Raw genomic sequence first — 18,564 nt, 5'->3', positions numbered from 1 at the left:
GACTAACAAGTCTTGCCAGTCCCGCTTGGACTCTGAATGAGCCCTAAGGGACTCTTCCACTCGTAGTCAGGCAATTTACGGTTGCCTGGTAGAAACTCCCAAGCCTTATCCTTGGGACTATACGAGACAATTATAGTATAAAAAGAAAAATTTGCTGTGTCAATTTTGAGTTTATTGTATAATCTACATAGTTATGTATATTTTAACTATAGATCTGGGAACAACAAACTTTAAAATCTTTCTTTGGAATAGAGAAGGAAAAATCATCTTTAAAAAATTTTTTCCTACTCCTTTTAATAAAGATTATTCTATATCTCCGTTTATACTAAAAAATTACTTAGATAAAACTTTCGAAATCTTAGAAAATCGAAGAAAAAAACTTGTAGGAATAGCTATCTCAGGAATGGGAGAATCAGGCCTTCTAATTGATTATCACGGAAATCCATTAACAGATATATTTTCATGGTTGGATATACGAGGAGAAAAAGAGATTAAGATATTAGAAAAAATAGGTAAAGATAGGATATTTGAAATTACAGGATTAAAAATATCTCCAAAATACTCTTTAGCAAAAATTCTTTGGGTTAAAGAAAACTTAAAAGATATCTGGAAAAAGAGATATAAGTGGTTAAATGTGGTTGATTATTTAAATTATCTTTTAACAGGAAATTTCATAACAGACTATACTCTTGCAAGTAGAATGTTGTTATTTGATATAAAAAATAAGACCTGGTCGAAAGAGATCATTGATCTATGCAATTTAGATATTTCTCTACTTCCTTGCATTAACTTTGCTGGGAATATAATAGGAGAAATATTACCTTCTTGGCAAGAAAAATACTCTCTCCCAGCTGTTCCTGTTATCTTAGGTGGACATGATCACCCTATAGGTAGTATCTCTTTATCTTTATCTTATAAAGTTCTTTTAGATTCGTGGGGTACTGCTGAAGCTTTATTCTTATCTATCCCTTTTCCTCTTTTAAACAAAGATATTGGAAAGAAAGGTTTTTCTGTAGGTTATATCTTTAAAGAAAATTATTATCTTATCGCAGGAATTCATTTTTCAGGAGGTATAAGGAATTGGATCAAGGAAAAATTAAAATGGAATATTCCTCGGAGTTTTGATAAACCTACAAATATATTTTTCTTTCCTTATATTTTAGGAAGAAACATTCCTTTTCCTAATCCTAATACAAAAGGGGTATTCTATGGAATTGATATAAATACTGAGATTTCTGAACTTAAAAAGGCTATATGGGAAGGTTTATTTTTTGAAACTAAAATCATTATTGAAGAGTTAAGAGGTTTAGGTTTTCCCATAGAAAAAATTATTGTTTGTGGGGGAATGACAAGATATAAGAATTTGTTAGAATTGAAGAGTAATATTTTAAGTATTCCCTTATTAATATCAAAAGACAGGGAATTAACAAGTAAAGGTACTGCCTATTTGGTAGCAAAAAGAGTATTTCCTCAAGAATTTCAAAAATATTTTTTAGTCAACGAATTTGATAAAATACTTCCTAGTTTTAAATCTAGATTATATCAAGAAAAATTTGAAAAATATAAAGAGTTAGTAAATAAGATTTTTATAGAAAACTTCTAAAAGATGGCGGAGAGGGTGGGATTCGAACCCACGGTACGGGTTTTTGCCCGTACAACCGCTTAGCAGGCGGCTGCCTTAAGCCGACTCGGCCACCTCTCCTTTCGAAAGAATTATATCATTATGGAAGATAGTTGGCAACAATTTTCTATGTTGGATTCCATCACTTATTTCAAATTCTTGTCAGAACAAGCACAGGAAATGATATTATTATCTATAAAACTTATCCTAAGAATTTTCTAAGATAAGCAGCTCTTAGAACCTCTTCCTGAACATTATCATATTTTCCATCTTTAAGGAATTCTATAATTTTTCTAGAAATTTTGATGTGCTCTATATTGAAAGAAGAAAAGTCAAGTTTATGAACACTTTTTCTAATTTCCTCAGGCAAATAATTATTTTCTATATCAAGATAACTAAGAGCATCAAAGATATCTTCCTCAAAATTTACATAAACGGTCTTTAAAAATCTTATATCTTCTTTATCTAAAACCTCTAACCCCAAAACCTCAGGTGGTATACCAATAGAGTATAAAGCTGCAGTAAAAGTAATCACTCGTGGAAGTTTTATACCTTCAACTTCTCGGGGATACCCAAAAAGTCCTACATGCAATTTTCTTCTTCTTCTTTTGGGCACGTATTTAGCTACTTCATTTATTAAGTTAGCAAGATTCTTAATATGTCCTCTATATGCTTGAGTATATTTTTTCATTATTTCAAGAGCTCTTTCCTCATCTACCATATGAGGTAAACCTTTAGAACGAGAGCGTATTTTCTTAATAGCTTCCCTTACTTCATCAGGAGAATTATCATACTTAAATGCAGATTGAATTGTAAAAGTATGAGCACTTGGATATTCCTTAAGAATTCTTTCAACGGTAGAGGGTTTCATATTACCCCTAAAAGGTGCAGATCCTACCCCTATAATTGGATAAATTTCAACTCCAATTTCTTCAGAAAGTTTATACATTCTTTGAAGAGCTATTTTATTTAACAATACTGCACTTATCATTCCATAATTCATTGCAGGATCAGATCTTGCAAAGAATACTCTTATATATTTAAAATCTTTATCTCTTAGAAACTCTTTTACAATTTGATCTGCAATTAATATATGATCCCAATCTTCAAAAAGAGGTATAATATGAATATCACTAGGGTTAAAATCTCCTATCCATTCTGCTATAGTACAATCATCATTTCTAAATTTGATATATTGCTTTCCATAGACAAAATCTCGATAATACCAGTATATTCTATTAAGACAAGTTGCAGAAGTGGTTAAAGGAAGTATAATCTCAAAGATAGGAGCTATATCTTTCTGATAAAAAATTCTTGCAGTATCGTAAGATCGAGGTATACTTTCAAGAGTTTCAATTAGTATTTTTGCCTCATCTCTTTCAAATAATGGATTTGGTACTCTTAAGGTTATAAAAACATCCTTACCAAGAACATTTTCCGAAAAGAAAGAATCATAACGAGTTAATAACTTTTTAACAACAAAATTATCCACCTCTTTTCCTTCACAATCCCACATTTGCTCGTCACAACCTAAATGAGAAAAAGCGTAATAAGCTTCTGTTATTTCATCATCTCCACCAATTTCTGGACTTTCAGAAAAAAAGGGAGTTGTCACATTATCAGGATGTTGAGTACTCATACATTTAGGTATTTTTATTTCCATCATTTCACCCCACTAAATTTTTTCAGAATAATTATAGTATAGCTTATAAAAAGTTATGTAAGACATCATCCCTCTCTCAAGGCCTTTTCTATTAAGAAGTGAAGTAATTCAGGAAAATCAATTCCATAGGCTCGACATGCTTCAGGATAGAGACTTGTAGCTGTCATTCCTGGAATAGTGTTTACTTCTAAAACGTATATTTCTTCTGTTTTATCCTCAACTATCATATCAACACGGGAGAAATGTCTGCAACCTAAAGCCTTATGAGCTTTTACTCCTAATTCTTGTGCTCTTTTATAAGTTTCAGGAGAAAGCCTTGCGGGAATAATATGTTCACTCATCCCAGGAGTGTACTTGGCTTGATAATCATAAACTCCTGATTCAGATTTTGGAATTATTTCAATTAAAGGGAAACATATTGTTTCTTCACAGTCAAAGATGCTTGCAGTTATTTCCTTTCCTTTTATAAACTCTTCTATTATAATTTCGTAATCATATTTGAAAGCATTCTCTAATGAAATTAGAAGACTCTCCTCATCTTTAGCTTGGGAGAAACCTATGGTGGAACCTTGAGAGCTTGGTTTTATTGCCAACGGAAACTTAAAAGATTCTAAAATTTTTAGAATTTCTTTTATACCCTTCTCCTCTAGATCCTTTTTATTCAAATTTATCCACTTTGGGGTAGGAATCCCTTCATAGGTAAATATTTTTTTAGCTATAGCTTTATTCAAAGCTAAAGCACTTGCCAATACTCGAGATCCTACATAGGGAATTCCTAACAATTCTAAAAGTCCTTGAACTGTGCCATCTTCACCATAAATTCCATGAGCGGATATGAAAGCAACATTAATTTTTTCTTTTTTCAAATTCTCAGCTAGATTTTCATCTATAGGAATTTCTATAACTTCGTAGCCTTTCGATTTTAAAGCTGAAGATACATTTTGGGCAGTTCTTTTTGCTATTTCACTTTCAGAAGATTTTATTCCTATTAATACTCCAACCCTAATCATTTATCACCTCTTCCAATTTTATTCTTAGAACTTTTTATATCATTTTTATAAGGACTTTTAAAGACGAAATTAAAAAATAAAAAATTTTTTGACAAAAAATTTTTTTATGTTAAACTAAAGAGTCTTAGGTTTCTAAGAAAAATTTTTATAAATTGGAGGTACAAAAAATTGTCTAAGACACTGTATGTAGGGAACCTTTCATGGCAGACCACAGAGGAGGATCTGCAAAAATTATTTAGCAAGGAGGGATCCATCGAGAGTGTAAGGTTAATAACAGACCGAAACACTGGAAGATCAAAAGGATTTGCTTTTGTAGAAACATCCGAAGAAACAGCTCAAAAAATAATTAATAATTATAATGGAACTGAGCTTGATGGAAGAAAGATTGTAGTTTCAGAAGCAAAACCTAAAAAGGATCGTCCAGCAAGAAATAATTTTCGAAGATTTTAAAAATTTATAGAAAGTTTCTTTAAATTGAAAAAAAGCCCTAAGTTTTGACTTAGGGCTTTTTCTTTTTATATAATCTCTTGGTTTGATTTTTTATAAATTAAGCTAAAGGGGGTTTATATGATCCGAGTAGGTATTGTTGGAGCTGGTGGAATTGCAAGACATCTTCATATTCCAAGATACAAAAAGATTTCCGATGTAGAAGTTGTAGCTATTGCAGATAGTGATAAAGACAGAGCAGAAATCTTAGCTCAAGAATTTAATATCCCAAAAATCTATTGTAACTATGAAGAGATGTTTGAAAAAGAAAACTTAACTGCTATAAGTGTGTGTACCCCTAATTATCTTCATGCACCTGTTACTATTTCTGCCTTAAATAGAGGGATTCATGTGTTATGTGAAAAACCTATGGCAACTTCTGTAAAAGAAGCAGAAGATATGGTTGAAGCAAGTAAAAAATCAGGAAAAATTTTAATGATAGGACAGACTCAGAGGTTTAGACCCTTTAACTCTGCATTAAAAAGGATTATTGAAAAAGGAGAACTAGGTGAGATTTATTATGCTCGGGGAAGTTTGTTAAGAAGAAAGGGGATTCCAGGAATAGGTACATGGTTTACTACTAAGGAAATGGCAGGAGGAGGATGTCTTTTAGATATTGGAGTGCATATCCTAGACATTGTTTGGTGGCTTATGGGTATGCCAAAACCTAAATTTATTCTTGGAAATACCTACGCAAATTTTGGTCCAAAGGGTTTAGGAGAGGGAGGATGGAACAAGGGTGCTAAGGGGAAACCCATCTTTGATGTGGAAGATTTTGCAGTAGGATTTATAAAATTTGAAAATGGGGCAACTTTAACCATTGAGACTAGTTGGGCTTCTAATATAGAGAAAGATGAAGGAAATTATCTTATATTAGGAACTCTTGGAGGTGCTCAACTAAATCCTCCTAAAATCTTTAAGGATTTGGAGAATATGTCCTCTAATATAGAAATAATTGAAAAATCCACTGAATGGGGAGAGGGAGAGATAGATCACTTTGTTGAGTGTGTTAAAGAAAATAAGGAACCTATTGTAACAGGAGAACAAGGATTAACTGTAATGAAAATGCTTATGGGTATATATGAATCTTCGGAAAAGGGAATTCCTATAGAAATTTAAGAAGGAGGGATCTTCACCCTCCTTTTCTTTATAAAATTATTTTTAAAGTTTTTAACTCATAAGGTTTAACCTTTACTTGTACTCTATTTTCAATTAACTCTAACTTTAAAATATTTTCTTCTAAAAGATTTGTCTCATAAACTTCTTTTACAGGAAAATTAAAGCTAAATTCTATTTCCTTCTCCCATCCAAAATATTCTGCAAATCTTAAAATTATACCTTTCTCATCTTCACTTTTCTTTATAGCTCCTATTACAATATTTTCCGAATTCCAATTTATAATGGATTCTTCTATTATTTCTCCTTTCTCTATTTCTTTTACAAAGAGAGGTCTATTTAATTCTTCTGCTTCTTTTATAGTAATATATTTCCAATCTTTTCCATGAAGTAATATAGAATAGGTAAATTCATGTTTTCCTAAATCAGCATAAAAATCAGGTATTGCAGGAGATCTTAATAAGGTTACTCCTATCACATTTTCTTTTACACTATGTCCATATCTACCATTATTTAATATGCTTATTCCAAAATCACCTTGAGATAGATTAATAAATCTCTGAACAGGAAATTCAAATTTTGCTTTATCCCAAGATGTGTTCTCGTGAGTTGTTTTAAAATAGACTCCATAGGGAATCTCATAAAAAGAAAGGGGAGAATTTACATTTATGGGAAAGAAAGCTTTTAAAAGAATTCTTTTCTCCTTCCAATCTATCTCATTTTCTATATCTATTCTTGGAGAATTTGCGTAAACACAGTATATCTGTTTTATCTTTGAATCATTAAATTTTTTTGTCACTTCAATCTTTACTCTTAAAGGTCCTTTTTCTAAAAATTTAATATTTTCTACTTCTTTTATTTCTATTCCAAATTTTTCGTAATTTAGTGCTATATCCCAAGCTTCCCAATTTCTTGGTATATCATAAAAAGCCCAGATCTGGTTTCCCTTTTCTTTAAATGCCTCCCTTTTTCTCTCCTTATCATAAATTTGTAAGGTTCCATCTTCATTTATCCTTAAGATAAAAAATTTATTTTCCACAACATTTTCTCTAATTTTAATATCTTTTTCAAATTCTTTTTCTTTTTTCTCCTTTACTTCTAAAGTTATATAGGTCAAAGGAGGAATGAGGAAAGAAGAGTCATAAATTAAAGTTTTATCTCCTTCTTGATAGGGTAGAATCTCTCCAGAAGAGGTATATAAAGCTTCCATTGGAGATAAAGAAAGTTCTATCTTTAAGGGTTGAGGAAAAGATGTAGGATTAAAAACAAAGATTACCTTTTTATTTCCAAAAATCCAATTAATATCAGGATTTTCATTTAAAATTTCATTTAGTTCCTTTTCCGTTTCCTCATAAACTTCTCTTATAGAGGAACCAGGAAGAATATCGTGAAATTGATTTCTTAATAGCTTCTCCCAAAGTTCAGTAATAAATTGATTGTATTTTCCTCTTTTTAAATATGAAATTGTATTTAAAGCCTCTAGAATAAATAAATAATTTTCAGCTTTTCTATTTAATCTTTTTATCCTTCCTTGAGTTGTATATGTCCCCCTATGAAGTTCTAAATACAAATCTCCAAAGTATGTAGGCAAATTTTCTGGTATATTTTCAAAGAATTTTAAAGGAGATTCCATTAATAATTCTGGAAAATGCGGAAGGTTTTTTAGTCTTTGCCATTTTTCTATCATTTCTCTTGTAGGACCGCCACCACCATCTCCATGCCCAAAACTATAAATTGTTGCAGGATAAATATTTCTCTGATCATAATCTTTCCAATTGTCTAATATTTCCTTTGGACTCATTTCTGCATTATAGCCACTTTTCTTGCAAAATATATGGGAAACAATCCTTGTGCCATCAATTCCCTTCCAATAAAACAAGTCATAAGGAAATCTATTTGTTTCGTTCCATGTAAGTTTTGTAGTAGCAAAATATTCTATCCCTGCTTTCTTTAAAATTTGTGGTAAATTAGCATTAAACCCAAAAGAATCTGGAAGCCAAGCAATTTTACATCTTATTCCAAATTCCCTTTCAAAAAATTTTTGAGCATAAAGAATTTGTCTTACTAAGGATTCGCCCGAAGGTAAATTACAATCACTTTCTACCCACATTCCACCTTCCACTATCCATTGGCCATTTCCTATTTTCTTTTTTATCTCTTCATATATATAGAAATTATTTTCCTTTATGTCTTTATATATCTGTGCAGAGCTACACAAAAATTTAAACTCTTTAAACTCTTCCATAAGCTTAAGCATGGTAGAAAAAGTTCTTTGAGCTTTTCTTATAGTTTCTTTTCTTGGCCAGAGCCACGCATAATCTAAATGGGAATGCCCAATAGTATAAACTTTTCCTTGTGATGGATACTTCTTCTTTAATATCTCTAATTTTTCTTTTAATTTTCTATCCTTTTCTAATATATTTGCTCTTGTTTTTTCATCTAATGTTTTTTTTATTTCTCCTAATTGGGGCATTTTCCATAGTTTTTTTAATTCCGTTAATGTTAAATAAGTTTCTTTTACTCTAGAGTTAAAAATCTCAAAAGAAGTTGGAAGTTTTATTTCTCCTAAAGTAGTTTCTAGAATTTCCAATATTGACTTTTTTAAGTCTATATCTTCAAGAGTTTTACATACTTCCCATAAAGTGTAAAAGTCTAAAAAAATAGAATAAAGCTCCTCATCTCTTTGAAAAATCTCTGCTTTTAAAATTTTAGGTTCATATTGGTGTTGTCCCATTAATCCTTTGGGTACTGCCTCAACTAAGATTTCAAAACTTTTACAATCTTGATCTTTTGCTAGTAAAACCTCTTTATGATAATTATTCAGACCAAAAAAAGGCTTTCTGTTGATATATAAAAGAGCCTCTCCTCCAAAATCTAAAGATAAATAAATAGGCTGATTATATAAATCAGTAGGAAGAGTCAATAAATGATAAAACCAGACAGGAAAAGTTTGTGAAGGCCATCTATCCCCTATTTTGATCTCTTCCCATCCATCAATTGGTTTACAAGATTTTTCTTCTTTATTTGTAAAATACCAGGGAGAGAGTTCTTTTCTTAGTAATATAGTAAAAGAATAAAGTTCATCTAACCAAAAACCCCACTGTTTTAATATATATTCTTCGTACATCTTAATATCCTTAGGCCTCCATTTTTATTATTATTTCTGAGGGATAACCTTCTTTTATTAACTCTTCTCTTACTTCTTCTACTGCCTTTACCATATTTAGCATTTTAGATTTTGCTTCTTCCCAGGTTCTTGTCTTTAATCCGCAATCAGGATCTATAAACATCTGTTCAGGCCTAAAATATCTTAAAGCTTCTTTTATTCTAGCCTTTATCTCTTCAACACTTTCTATTCTGTGGGAATGAACATCAATAACTCCTACTGCTATATACTTTTCCTTTGGGAAACCATTCTTTTCAATAAGGGGATAAAGTTTATCTGAATTATTTGTAAATTCCAAGTCAAATTGATGAACAGGAAAATTTATTACCTCCTTCCAAATAGGTCTAAAATCTCCATAACATATATGAGTGATGAGAAAACTTTTTAAATTTCTTGTGGATATTTTAAATCCCTCTTTTGCAATATCAATTTCCTCAGGATGAGTAGGAACTGCAGGCTCATCTATCTGTATAAACAAAGCTCCTGCTATTTCTAAATCTAAAGCTTCTTTATTAATCACTTCTGCAAGATCAATTACTAAGTCTCTCTTATTCTCGTAATATTCATTAAAGGACCAATCTGCAATAGTATAAGGTCCAGTGAGCATTCCCTTTACGGGTTTTTTTGTAAGACTTTGAGCATATTTAAACATATCAATAGTTATAGGTTTATTTCTTTTTATCTTTCCTATAACAATAGGCTTTTTATAATATCTGTTTCCGTAAGATCTAACTAGTCCACTAATAGTAAATCCTTCTAGATTTTCTGCAAAATAGGTGGCCATATCTCCTCTTTCCATTTCTCCATGAACAAGAATATCCACTCCTATTTCTTCTTGCATTTTTATTACTTCCTCTGTTGCTTTTAGTTCTAACTCATGGAGGGTAGAGTAAGATATTAATCCTCTTGTATATTGATTTCTTGCCTTTACTAGATAATCGGGCTTTGGAAAACTTCCCACAGATGTTGTAGGTAATATAGGTAATTTTATCTCTTTCATTTTCTATCACCTCTTACTAAATTAACTCCTTGAGTAAGATTTAGAAGTTTCTCGTAGGCTCTTTCTCTAGGTAAATATTCAAGGCCACAACTGGGATTTACATATAGATTTTCTTCGGGAATATAATCTAAAGCCTTTTTTATTAGGTTCGCAATTTGCTCTGGCGTTTCTAATTTTGTATTTCTTGCATCTATAATTCCATAGCCAAGAGCTAAACTCTTTGGAAAAGACTCTAATAATTCAAAATTCTCTCTTTTTGATACAAAATCAACACCTAAAATATCTATAGGAAGTTCCTTCAATCTATTTTTCAAAGGAAGAAGAGTATAGAAATAAGTATATATAGCTAGTTTACCTGAATAAACTTTTCTAAATTCTTTATATAAATTTAGGAATAGATCAAAATCTTCAGGATAATATTGAATAGACGGTTCATTAAATTGAAGATAAGGGACTTTATTCTGCTCCAGTAATTTTACTTCTTCCAAAAGAGCCTTTGTATATGCTAAAGCTAATTTTCCTAAATCTTTATAATATTCGTCTCTACTTAATCTTGCCAGGGTATAGGGACCTGTTAACACTGCTTTTACTGGTATATTTTTTGCCCAATTTTGAGCCTTTTTCCAATCTTCTAATATTATTGGCTCTTTCCACTTTATTTCTCCTTTTATTATTGGTTGTCTATAATAAGTATTATTATCAAAATATCTAAAAAGTCCACCAATCTCAACCCCCTCAAGTTTTCTTCCAATATAGCTTTGTCCATCTTCCCATCTTATTTGTCCATCAGTTATCAATTCTATTCCTAAAGATATCTGTTCTTCTATTACTTCTTTTGTTACCTCATCAAATACTTTATCTAGTTCTTCTTTTGTTATTTTTCCTTGATCATACGCATGAATTGCTTTTCTTAATTTAGGTTCTTTTGGGGGGTTTGGAATTTTTGGATAATGATCTACCACAGTTATTATCATTTCTTAACCTCCCTTTGTTAGAATTCTTCATACAAATCTTTTAATACAGCACCATAGCTTGCAGATGTTACCAAAGCAGAGTATCTTTTTAAATAACTAAATTCAATTTCCCTCTTTAAAGGTTTCCATTCTTTTTTTCTATTTTTAAGTTCTTCCTCATCTAACATTACATTTAATTTTCTATTTGGAATATCTATTTCAATAATATCTTTATCTCTAAGAAGGGCTATAGGCCCTCCTTCTGCTGCTTCTGGAGAAATATGCCCTATCGCTGCTCCTCTACTTCCTCCTGAAAATCTTCCATCAGTTATTAATGCTACATCCTCATCAAGTCCCATACCCGAAAGAGCAGATGTTGGTCCCAACATTTCTCTCATTCCAGGTCCTCCTTTTGGTCCCTCATATCTTATTACCACTACATCTCCCTTTTTAATTTTTCCAGCATAAATTTCCTTTATAGCTTCTTCTTCACTGTTAAAAACTCTTGCTGGTCCTGAATGTTTCAACATTTTGGGACTCACTGCAGATTTTTTTACTACAGCCCCTTCAGGTGCTAAATTTCCATATAATATAGTTATACCCCCATCAGGAGCATAAGGATCTTCAAGAGGCCTAATTACATTTCTATCCCTTATAACAGCATTCATGGCTATTTCTCCAATAGTCTTTCCAGAAACAGTAAGGGCAGAAGGATCTATGAGATTTCCCCTTAAGAGTTCCTTCATGACTGCGGGGATTCCTCCTGCTTCATGAAGATCTTGAATATGCTGAGAAGATGCTGGGCTTAATTTACAGATATTTGGAGTTTTTTCGCTTATTCTTTGAAAAACATCAAGAGAAAGATCTACTTTAGCTTCCTTTGCGATAGCAAGAAGATGAAGCACTGTGTTTGTAGATCCTCCAAGAGCCATATCAACAGCAATGGCATTTTCAAAAGCTGTTTTTGTTAATATATCTCTTACTTTTATTCCCTCCTTTACCAATTGAACAATTCTTTCGCCTGCCTCCTTTGATAATCTTTTTCTCATTCCATCGTAGGCTGCAGGTAAAGTTCCATTATAAGGGAGAGCTAAACCTAAAGCTTCAGATAAACAATTCATAGTATTTGCAGTAAACATTCCCGAACAAGAACCACATCCAGGACATGCAAATTGTTCTAGCTCATTAAGTTCTTCTTCTTTCAGTTTTCCTGTTTTAACTTGTCCAATTCCTTCAAATACGCTAATTAAATCTACATCTTTTCCTCTCCATCTGCCTGCCAACATTGGACCCCCACTGAGTATAAGGGAAGGAAGATTTAATCTTGCCATCGCCATAATCATTCCTGGAACAATCTTGTCACAGTTCGTTAAAAGAATCATTCCGTCAAGTTGATAGGCTTCTACCATAGCTTCTATAGAGTCCGCGATAAGCTCTCTACTGGGAAGAGAGTATTTCATCCCTTTATGTCCCATAGCAATTCCATCGCATATCCCAATAACTCTAAATTCCATGGGGGTTCCCCCTGCCTCTAAAATTCCCATTTTTACCGACTGAGCTATAATGTCCAGATGTATATGTCCAGGAATCATTTCATTACCTGAATTCACTACTCCAATAAGAGGCCTTTCTAATTCGTCAGAGGTGTATCCCATGGCATAAAAAAGAGCCCTATGAGGAGCTTTTTCAATTCCTTTTTTTACTTGTTCGCTTCTTCCCATAACTTCTAACTTCCCTCCCAGAGAAAATTTTAATAATCCTAACAATAAAAAAAGACTAATGTCAAGATTCATAAACACATCTTTAAAATATTTATTACGTCTTCCTTTGTAAGCCTTTTAACATTACCTATAGGTCCAAAAATTGTCGCTTTCTCCGCCATTTCTTCTATTTTTTCTTCATTTATTCCTATTTTTGAAAGTTTCGTAGGAATTCCAATACTTTCGTAGAAATTTATTAGCTTCTCAATACCTTCTAATCCTACTTTAAGATTATCATCACCTTGAATGTTCCAAACATTTCTTGCAAATTGGGCAAACTTGTGGGGTATAGCATCAATGACATATTTCATCCAGTGAGGAAATACAATAGCAAGACCTAAACCGTGAGGAATATCATATATTGCAGAAATAGCATGTTCTATGGAGTGAGTAGCCCAATCTTGTTCCTTTCCTACTCCTATTATTCCATTTAGGGCATTGGTTCCACACCAAAGAATTATAGCTCTTGCGTTGATATCTTCTGGATTTTCAATTAATTTAGGAGTAGTTTCAATTATGGTTTTCATAATTGATTCAGCAAATCTGTCTTGAAGAATTGCTCCTTCAGTCCTATCAAAATATTGTTCAAAAACATGGGACAGAATATCTACTATACCATATAAGGTATGATTTAAAGGAACAGTCACTGTGTTTTTAGGGTCAAGGATAGAAAATTTTGGATATAAATAAGGACTTGATATAGCAAGCTTTTCTTGGGTTTCTAAATTCGAAATAACTGCATTACCATTCATTTCCGAACCTGTTGCAGCAAGGGTTAAAATTACTCCAATAGGAATACCTTGTTTTATTGGTTTTCTGTATCTAAAAAGATCCCATACATCTCCATCATAAGAAAGTCCTGCTGAAATTGCTTTTGCTGTGTCTATAACACTTCCACCCCCTACTGCAAGCAAAAGATCAATATTATTTTCTTTAACCATTTTTATTCCTTTTCTAACTAGATCAACCCTTGGATTTGGCTTAACTCCCTCAAGCTCAAAAATTTCTATTTCTTCTTTTAAAATTTTTACTACTTTATCGTAAAGTCCAATCTTTTTAATACTTCCTTGACCTGATATTATTAAAACCTTTTTTCCATAGTTTTTAACTTCCTTCCCTACTTCATTAGTTGTATCAACCCCAAAAATTATTTTAGTAGGATTATAAAAAACAAATTTATTCATTAAAGTTCCTCCTTTCTAATTTGATAATTTTATTTAAGAGTTTTAAACTTCACCCTTTTCAATGAGATTGGTAAAAATTTTTGCTAATTCAGGATCAAATTGCTTCCCTGCATTTTTTTGAATTTCTTTAATTATTTGTCTTTTAGTAAGAGCCATTCTATAAGGTCTATCGGATCTCATAGCGGAGTATGCATCTGCAAGTGCAAGAATTCTTGCAAATAATGGTATATCTTCTCCTTGAAGATTTTGAGGATAACCTTTACCATCATACCTTTCATGATGATAAAGAACTGCATTTAAAAGCTTTTCCATTTTAGGAATCTGACTGAGAATAAGATATCCAAGTCTTGGGTGTTCCTTTATAATGTTCCACTCACTTTCCGAAAGAGGACCAGGCTTTTTTAATATTTCTGAGGGTATCCCAATTTTACCGATATCATGAAGTCTTCCCGCTAAATTGAGAATTTCAAGTTCTTCTTTAGAAAGTTTCAATTTTTCACCTAATTTATAAGCATATTTTGCTACATCTTGGCAATGGGTAAAAGTGTAATTATCTTTGTGATCTATAGCATTTATTAATCCTAAAAATATATCAAATTTAGGAATTTCCTTTAAAATAGAAATCCTTGATGGGGAAGAAAAGTAGGAATATTGTCCACCTCCATAAATTTTTGCTTTATACATAGCTGTATCTGCTAAGGCAAGTAATTTCTCAGGTTCCAGTGTATCTTCTGGATAAGAGGCTATTCCTATACTTATCTTTAAAGAAATCTTTTTTTTATTTGGGGTTATAATGGGATTATTCTTTATCTTTCTTAGAATTCTCTCAGCAACTTTATTGCTATCTTCGATATTGGTTTCAGGTAAGATTATAGCAAATTCATCTCCTCCATATCTTCCTATAGTATCTCCTTTTCTACAGGCTTTTTTAAGAAGATTTGCTATTTCTTTTAAAATTTGATCTCCAAAAAGATGTCCATAGGTATCATTTAATAATTTAAAATCATCCATATCAAGAATCATGACCGATAAAGGTCTATTATATCTTTTAGCCCTTGATATTTCCTTTTGATATATTTCTTCAAATCCTCTTCTATTCAAGACACCTGTTAGAGGATCCAATATGGCTAGTTTTTCTATTTCTTCAAAGAGGTGAATATTTTCTACAGCAACGGCAATAAAATCGGAAATGATAGATAAAATATCAATACTATGTGCATTATATAAATTATCCTTTTCAAAATGCTCAAGAATTAAAGCCCCCTTAACTTTTTCTCCTAATATAATAGGAACTCCTAAGAAGGATTTGATCATACCATCCTTGCTTCTTTTCCATCTTGCTTTTTTCTTTTCCAAGATCTTCAATATTAAATCTATTTCTGTAGAAGACAAGTCTTTTTTAATATTCTCTTTTATATCCTTAGCAACTATTTTAAATTTGGTATGGTTTTCCTTACATAGAATTATATAAAAAGCAGAATATTCAAAAATTTTTGAAATCTCTTTTATAACTAAGTCCCAAAGAAGATCTGACTCAATAGTAGAAGTAATTGTGCTTCCAATTTTATTAATAGTAGTTAGTTCATTTATAAATTTTTCCCTCTCCTCAAAGATTAAAGCTCCTTGAATAGCTGAACTAATTTGAGATCTTAGATTTTCATATATTATTCCTATTTCTGGACCTACCTCAAAAATAGCAAAACCAAGAGGATTATTCTGGAAGAATAGAGGCTCAACAATCATTGTAAATCTTCTCTTAGGAAGATATTTTTGAGGTATTATTTCCTTTAAGAGATAGTTAATATTTGTCTCTCTCAATCTTTTTCCATCATTAACCGCAAGAATTAGTCTTGCTTTTTTAAAAGGGGGAATTTTATCTTCGTATAAGGAAATATAAAAAGATGGAATCTCAAGGGTCAATAGTCTTGAGGAAATACTATCAAGAAGATGTTCTAATTTAAAGGTTGTAATAAAGTCTACTCCGATTCCTGTAATTTGTATGGTTTGTTGTTGACTTTTGACTCTCTCTAATTTCTGAATTCTATCTGAAATATTACTAACTATAATTGTTGCTTGGTGCCATAAATTTTCTGCCATAATAAGAAGAGTATCATTTAAATAGGGATAGAGAAATTTCCTAAGAAGAGATATGAACTCATGATAAATTTCTAAATTCTTTTTTTCTTCTTTTAAAAAATTTTCTAAATTCTCAAGAAAATCTCTTTGAGTTTTTTCTTCAAGATCATTTATAAATGATAAATAAAGCTTTTCTAAAGATGGAGTTATTTCTTTATCATAGAATTTTAAATTTCTCTCTATATATTTAAGAAATTGTTCTTTTAAATTTCTTAAATCTTTAAAACTATTTAACTTGTCTTTCTCTAAAGGTTCTACTTTTTTTCTATCAAATAAAAGTTTACAACCACAGGAATCTCTAATTTTAACTTTTGTAGGAAGAATAATTTTATCATGCACTTTTTCTCCTGAAATCATAGAATAACATGTTTCTACAGATTTAAAGCCTAGATCATAAAGAGGCTGATATACCGTGGTAAGAGGTGGATCTACAAGGTTTGCTTCCTCTATATCATCAAATCCAGTTATAGCAATATCTTGTGGGACTTTTATCCCTCTTCTTTTCAACTCATTAAGAGCAGAAATTGCCATTGTATCATTAGAAAAAATAATAGCATCAGGAAATAGTTTTCTTTCATCGAGAAAGGTCCTAATTGCATTTATCCCAGCAGTTTCAGAAAAATCTCCTTCAAATATAAAATTATCATCTATTTTAATCCCATAATATTCCATAATCTCCATAAAAGTCTCATATCTTGATTGGGCTTCTTCATTATTAGATGGTCCTTTAACAAAGGCAATTTTTTTGTATTTATGTTTTTCAATAATATGGATTAAGAGTTCTTTAAATCCCAATTCATTATCCACGATTATACTAGGAATATTTTCTAAATTTAAACCTATACTTACAATAGGTAATTCTTTTGAGAAATTATTATAAAATTCAGCAATTTTATTTTTAGGAAGGTTAAAACCTACTACTAATCCCAATATAATAAGACCATGGAGACTTTCCTTTGATATGAGATTATATATCTGGTTCCTCTGTAAACTTTCAGGGTCAGGATTTAAGGAGCCCCCTACAAAAGTAAATAGGTTTACATTTAATTTCTTTCCTGCAGTAAATGCTCCAGAAAGTATTTTTAGCTGATAACTTTCATAAAGTGCATTTACAATAATTCCTATGTTTTTTCTCAAAAGCTATTTCCCCTTATGAAATAATCTTTTCTGCCTCTTCTTTTAATATTCCTAACATTTGATATAAGGTTAGAATTGAGAATCTATCACGAATATATAGAGAATAGATTATTGCTCTTCTTAAGTCCTCTTTTTTAATTCCCCAGTCCTCTAAAGTTATCGAAAAATTTATTTTTTTATAACCCTCTAAAATTTCTTTTTCTTTTTTATCTAAAGTTTCAACAATTGAATATATTTTTTTAATATTCTCTTTAATTTTTTTAATCATTTCTCTTCTAAAACTTGGATCATTCATTTTTTTTAGTCTTTCAATATTTTCTTTAATAATTTTATCATAAATATTGGGAAAATTATTTTTAATCTCTTTTTTCCAATCTTCAATGGAATATGCAATATTGTTTCTGAAATCATCTAAATCAATCTTCAAAAGATTTTTATAAAGGCGAATTATGTATAAAGTTGAAATACCAACTTTTATACCATGAAACAAATTATATCCTAAAAATTCTAAATAATGAGCTAAATGATGCTCAGAACCTGATGCTGGTCTTGAATTTCCCACAACTATCATTAGTTTCCCCGACTTAACAAGTCCTTCAAGAAGCAATTTTTCAAAATCTTCTTTTTCTATGCTTTTTAATGTATTTTCACAAGCATCATACATTTCATTTACTACATTTAAATTTATATTCTCACCTGTTAAGATATTAGAAAGCATCCAATCGGAGAGAGCAGTATATTTACCCATTAAGTCTCCAAAACCAGCTTTTTTTAATATATCAGGTGAGTTTTTTATAATATTAAAATTTACAAAGATTTTTTCGGGAGGTTTAGCTAAAACTGTTGTTTTTAAACCATCAATAGTAAGAGCGGAAACAGGTGATGCGTATCCATCCATTGAAGGAGCTGTAGGAACAGAAACAAATCTTAGTTTTTGTTTATAAGCCACAAATCTTGCAGTATCAGTTATACTTCCAGATCCTATGGAAACTATTAATGAGTTCTCTTCAGTATTTAATAAAACTTTACAGATACTTTTTTCGTCAGAAGAAGAGTTTCCTGGAAGAATTAATAAATCATACTCTCTTTTTTGTTTTTCTAATTCTTTCGAAATATAATCTCCACAAACCTTATAAGTATTTTCATCACAAATTAAAAAAGGCTTTTCTTTTTGATATTTCAAAAAACAAATTAACTTCTTAAAATCTTCATCCCATTCCAACATTTATACCTTCACTTCTTCTTTCTCCTCCATAGGTGCTTTTCCACCAAACTCTTCAATCCAGACAGGATTTAAAACTCTTCTTACTTCTTCTGCATACCTTTCTATTT

At 31.0% G+C, this 18,564-nt stretch carries 12 protein-coding genes, 1 tRNA gene and 1 riboswitch; of the genes, 3 read left to right on the top strand and 10 right to left on the bottom strand.

Features of this window, described 5'->3' with window-relative positions; all coding sequences use genetic code 11:
• Nucleotides 1–43 precede the first annotated feature (43 nt).
• Nucleotides 44–145, bottom strand: a riboswitch (purine riboswitch).
• 48 nt (nt 146–193) lie between these two features.
• Complete coding sequence (locus NZ841_06940) at nt 194–1,603, top strand: FGGY family carbohydrate kinase (GenBank protein ID MCS7202493.1); 1,410 nt, start codon at nt 194–196, stop codon at nt 1,601–1,603.
• A gap of 4 nt (nt 1,604–1,607) precedes the next feature.
• On the opposite strand, the gene NZ841_06935 is transcribed toward NZ841_06940, so the two are convergent.
• From NZ841_06935 to NZ841_06925, 3 genes are all read right to left on the bottom strand, one after another.
• A tRNA-Ser gene (locus NZ841_06935) sits at nt 1,608–1,702 on the bottom strand.
• 121 nt (nt 1,703–1,823) lie between these two features.
• Entirely contained in the window at nt 1,824–3,284 is a 1,461-nt protein-coding gene (gene ppcA / locus NZ841_06930) for a phosphoenolpyruvate carboxylase (GenBank protein MCS7202492.1), read from the bottom strand.
• Nucleotides 3,285–3,349: 65 nt separating this feature from the next.
• Nucleotides 3,350–4,294, bottom strand: a complete 945-nt coding sequence (locus NZ841_06925) for a D-alanine--D-alanine ligase (GenBank protein ID MCS7202491.1) — start codon at nt 4,292–4,294, stop codon at nt 3,350–3,352.
• Between the two features lie 168 nt (nt 4,295–4,462).
• Here NZ841_06925 and NZ841_06920 point away from each other — a divergent pair, with 168 nt between their 5' ends.
• A complete protein-coding gene (locus NZ841_06920; GenBank protein MCS7202490.1) occupies nt 4,463–4,744 on the top strand; it encodes an RNA-binding protein in 282 nt (93 codons plus the stop codon).
• A 117-nt stretch (nt 4,745–4,861) separates the two neighbouring features.
• Complete coding sequence (locus NZ841_06915) at nt 4,862–5,899, top strand: Gfo/Idh/MocA family oxidoreductase (protein ID MCS7202489.1); 1,038 nt, start codon at nt 4,862–4,864, stop codon at nt 5,897–5,899.
• A gap of 28 nt (nt 5,900–5,927) precedes the next feature.
• Here NZ841_06915 and NZ841_06910 read toward each other — a convergent pair whose 3' ends face one another.
• The 7 genes from NZ841_06910 to NZ841_06880 form a co-directional block, all read right to left on the bottom strand.
• Nucleotides 5,928–9,023 (bottom strand): glycosyl hydrolase-related protein, encoded by a 3,096-nt coding sequence (locus NZ841_06910; GenBank protein ID MCS7202488.1) that lies wholly within the window; start codon nt 9,021–9,023, stop codon nt 5,928–5,930.
• 10 nt (nt 9,024–9,033) lie between these two features.
• Nucleotides 9,034–10,062, bottom strand: a complete 1,029-nt coding sequence (locus NZ841_06905; GenBank protein MCS7202487.1) for a methionine synthase — start codon at nt 10,060–10,062, stop codon at nt 9,034–9,036.
• Complete coding sequence (locus NZ841_06900) at nt 10,059–11,036, bottom strand: methylcobamide--CoM methyltransferase (protein ID MCS7202486.1); 978 nt, start codon at nt 11,034–11,036, stop codon at nt 10,059–10,061. The genes NZ841_06905 and NZ841_06900 overlap by 4 nt, the downstream gene beginning before the upstream one ends.
• Before the next feature lie 17 nt (nt 11,037–11,053).
• On the bottom strand, nt 11,054–12,736 hold the full coding sequence (gene ilvD, locus NZ841_06895) for a dihydroxy-acid dehydratase (protein MCS7202485.1): 1,683 nt from the start codon (nt 12,734–12,736) through the stop codon (nt 11,054–11,056).
• A 68-nt stretch (nt 12,737–12,804) separates the two neighbouring features.
• Nucleotides 12,805–13,959 (bottom strand): iron-containing alcohol dehydrogenase, encoded by a 1,155-nt coding sequence (locus NZ841_06890; protein MCS7202484.1) that lies wholly within the window; start codon nt 13,957–13,959, stop codon nt 12,805–12,807.
• A 42-nt stretch (nt 13,960–14,001) separates the two neighbouring features.
• Nucleotides 14,002–17,232 carry a diguanylate cyclase gene (locus NZ841_06885; GenBank protein MCS7202483.1) on the bottom strand — a complete coding sequence of 1,077 codons (3,231 nt, stop codon included), beginning with the start codon at nt 17,230–17,232 and terminating at the stop codon, nt 14,002–14,004.
• Between the two features lie 13 nt (nt 17,233–17,245).
• A complete protein-coding gene (locus tag NZ841_06880) occupies nt 17,246–18,457 on the bottom strand; it encodes an iron-containing alcohol dehydrogenase (GenBank protein MCS7202482.1) in 1,212 nt (403 codons plus the stop codon).
• Between the last annotated feature and the right edge of the window lie 107 nt (nt 18,458–18,564).

Source organism: Dictyoglomus sp., from assembly GCA_025060475.1.
In the GTDB taxonomy this organism is placed as follows: Bacteria; Dictyoglomota; Dictyoglomia; order Dictyoglomales; family Dictyoglomaceae; genus NZ13-RE01.
This window is presented reverse-complemented; position numbering and strand designations above follow the sequence as displayed.

Coding starts and splice junctions, on each gene's coding strand:
- NZ841_06915 (MCS7202489.1), top strand. CDS start 4,862: ATGATCCGAGTAGGTATTGTTGGAGCTGGTGGAATTGCAAGACATCTT.
- NZ841_06905 (MCS7202487.1), bottom strand. CDS start 10,062: ATGAAAGAGATAAAATTACCTATATTACCTACAACATCTGTGGGAAGT.
- NZ841_06900 (MCS7202486.1), bottom strand. CDS start 11,036: ATGATAATAACTGTGGTAGATCATTATCCAAAAATTCCAAACCCCCCA.
- NZ841_06880 (MCS7202482.1), bottom strand. CDS start 18,457: ATGTTGGAATGGGATGAAGATTTTAAGAAGTTAATTTGTTTTTTGAAA.
- NZ841_06925 (MCS7202491.1), bottom strand. CDS start 4,294: ATGATTAGGGTTGGAGTATTAATAGGAATAAAATCTTCTGAAAGTGAA.
- NZ841_06940 (MCS7202493.1), top strand. CDS start 194: ATGTATATTTTAACTATAGATCTGGGAACAACAAACTTTAAAATCTTT.
- ilvD (MCS7202485.1), bottom strand. CDS start 12,736: ATGGGAAGAAGCGAACAAGTAAAAAAAGGAATTGAAAAAGCTCCTCAT.
- NZ841_06890 (MCS7202484.1), bottom strand. CDS start 13,959: ATGAATAAATTTGTTTTTTATAATCCTACTAAAATAATTTTTGGGGTT.
- ppcA (MCS7202492.1), bottom strand. CDS start 3,284: ATGGAAATAAAAATACCTAAATGTATGAGTACTCAACATCCTGATAAT.
- NZ841_06910 (MCS7202488.1), bottom strand. CDS start 9,023: ATGTACGAAGAATATATATTAAAACAGTGGGGTTTTTGGTTAGATGAA.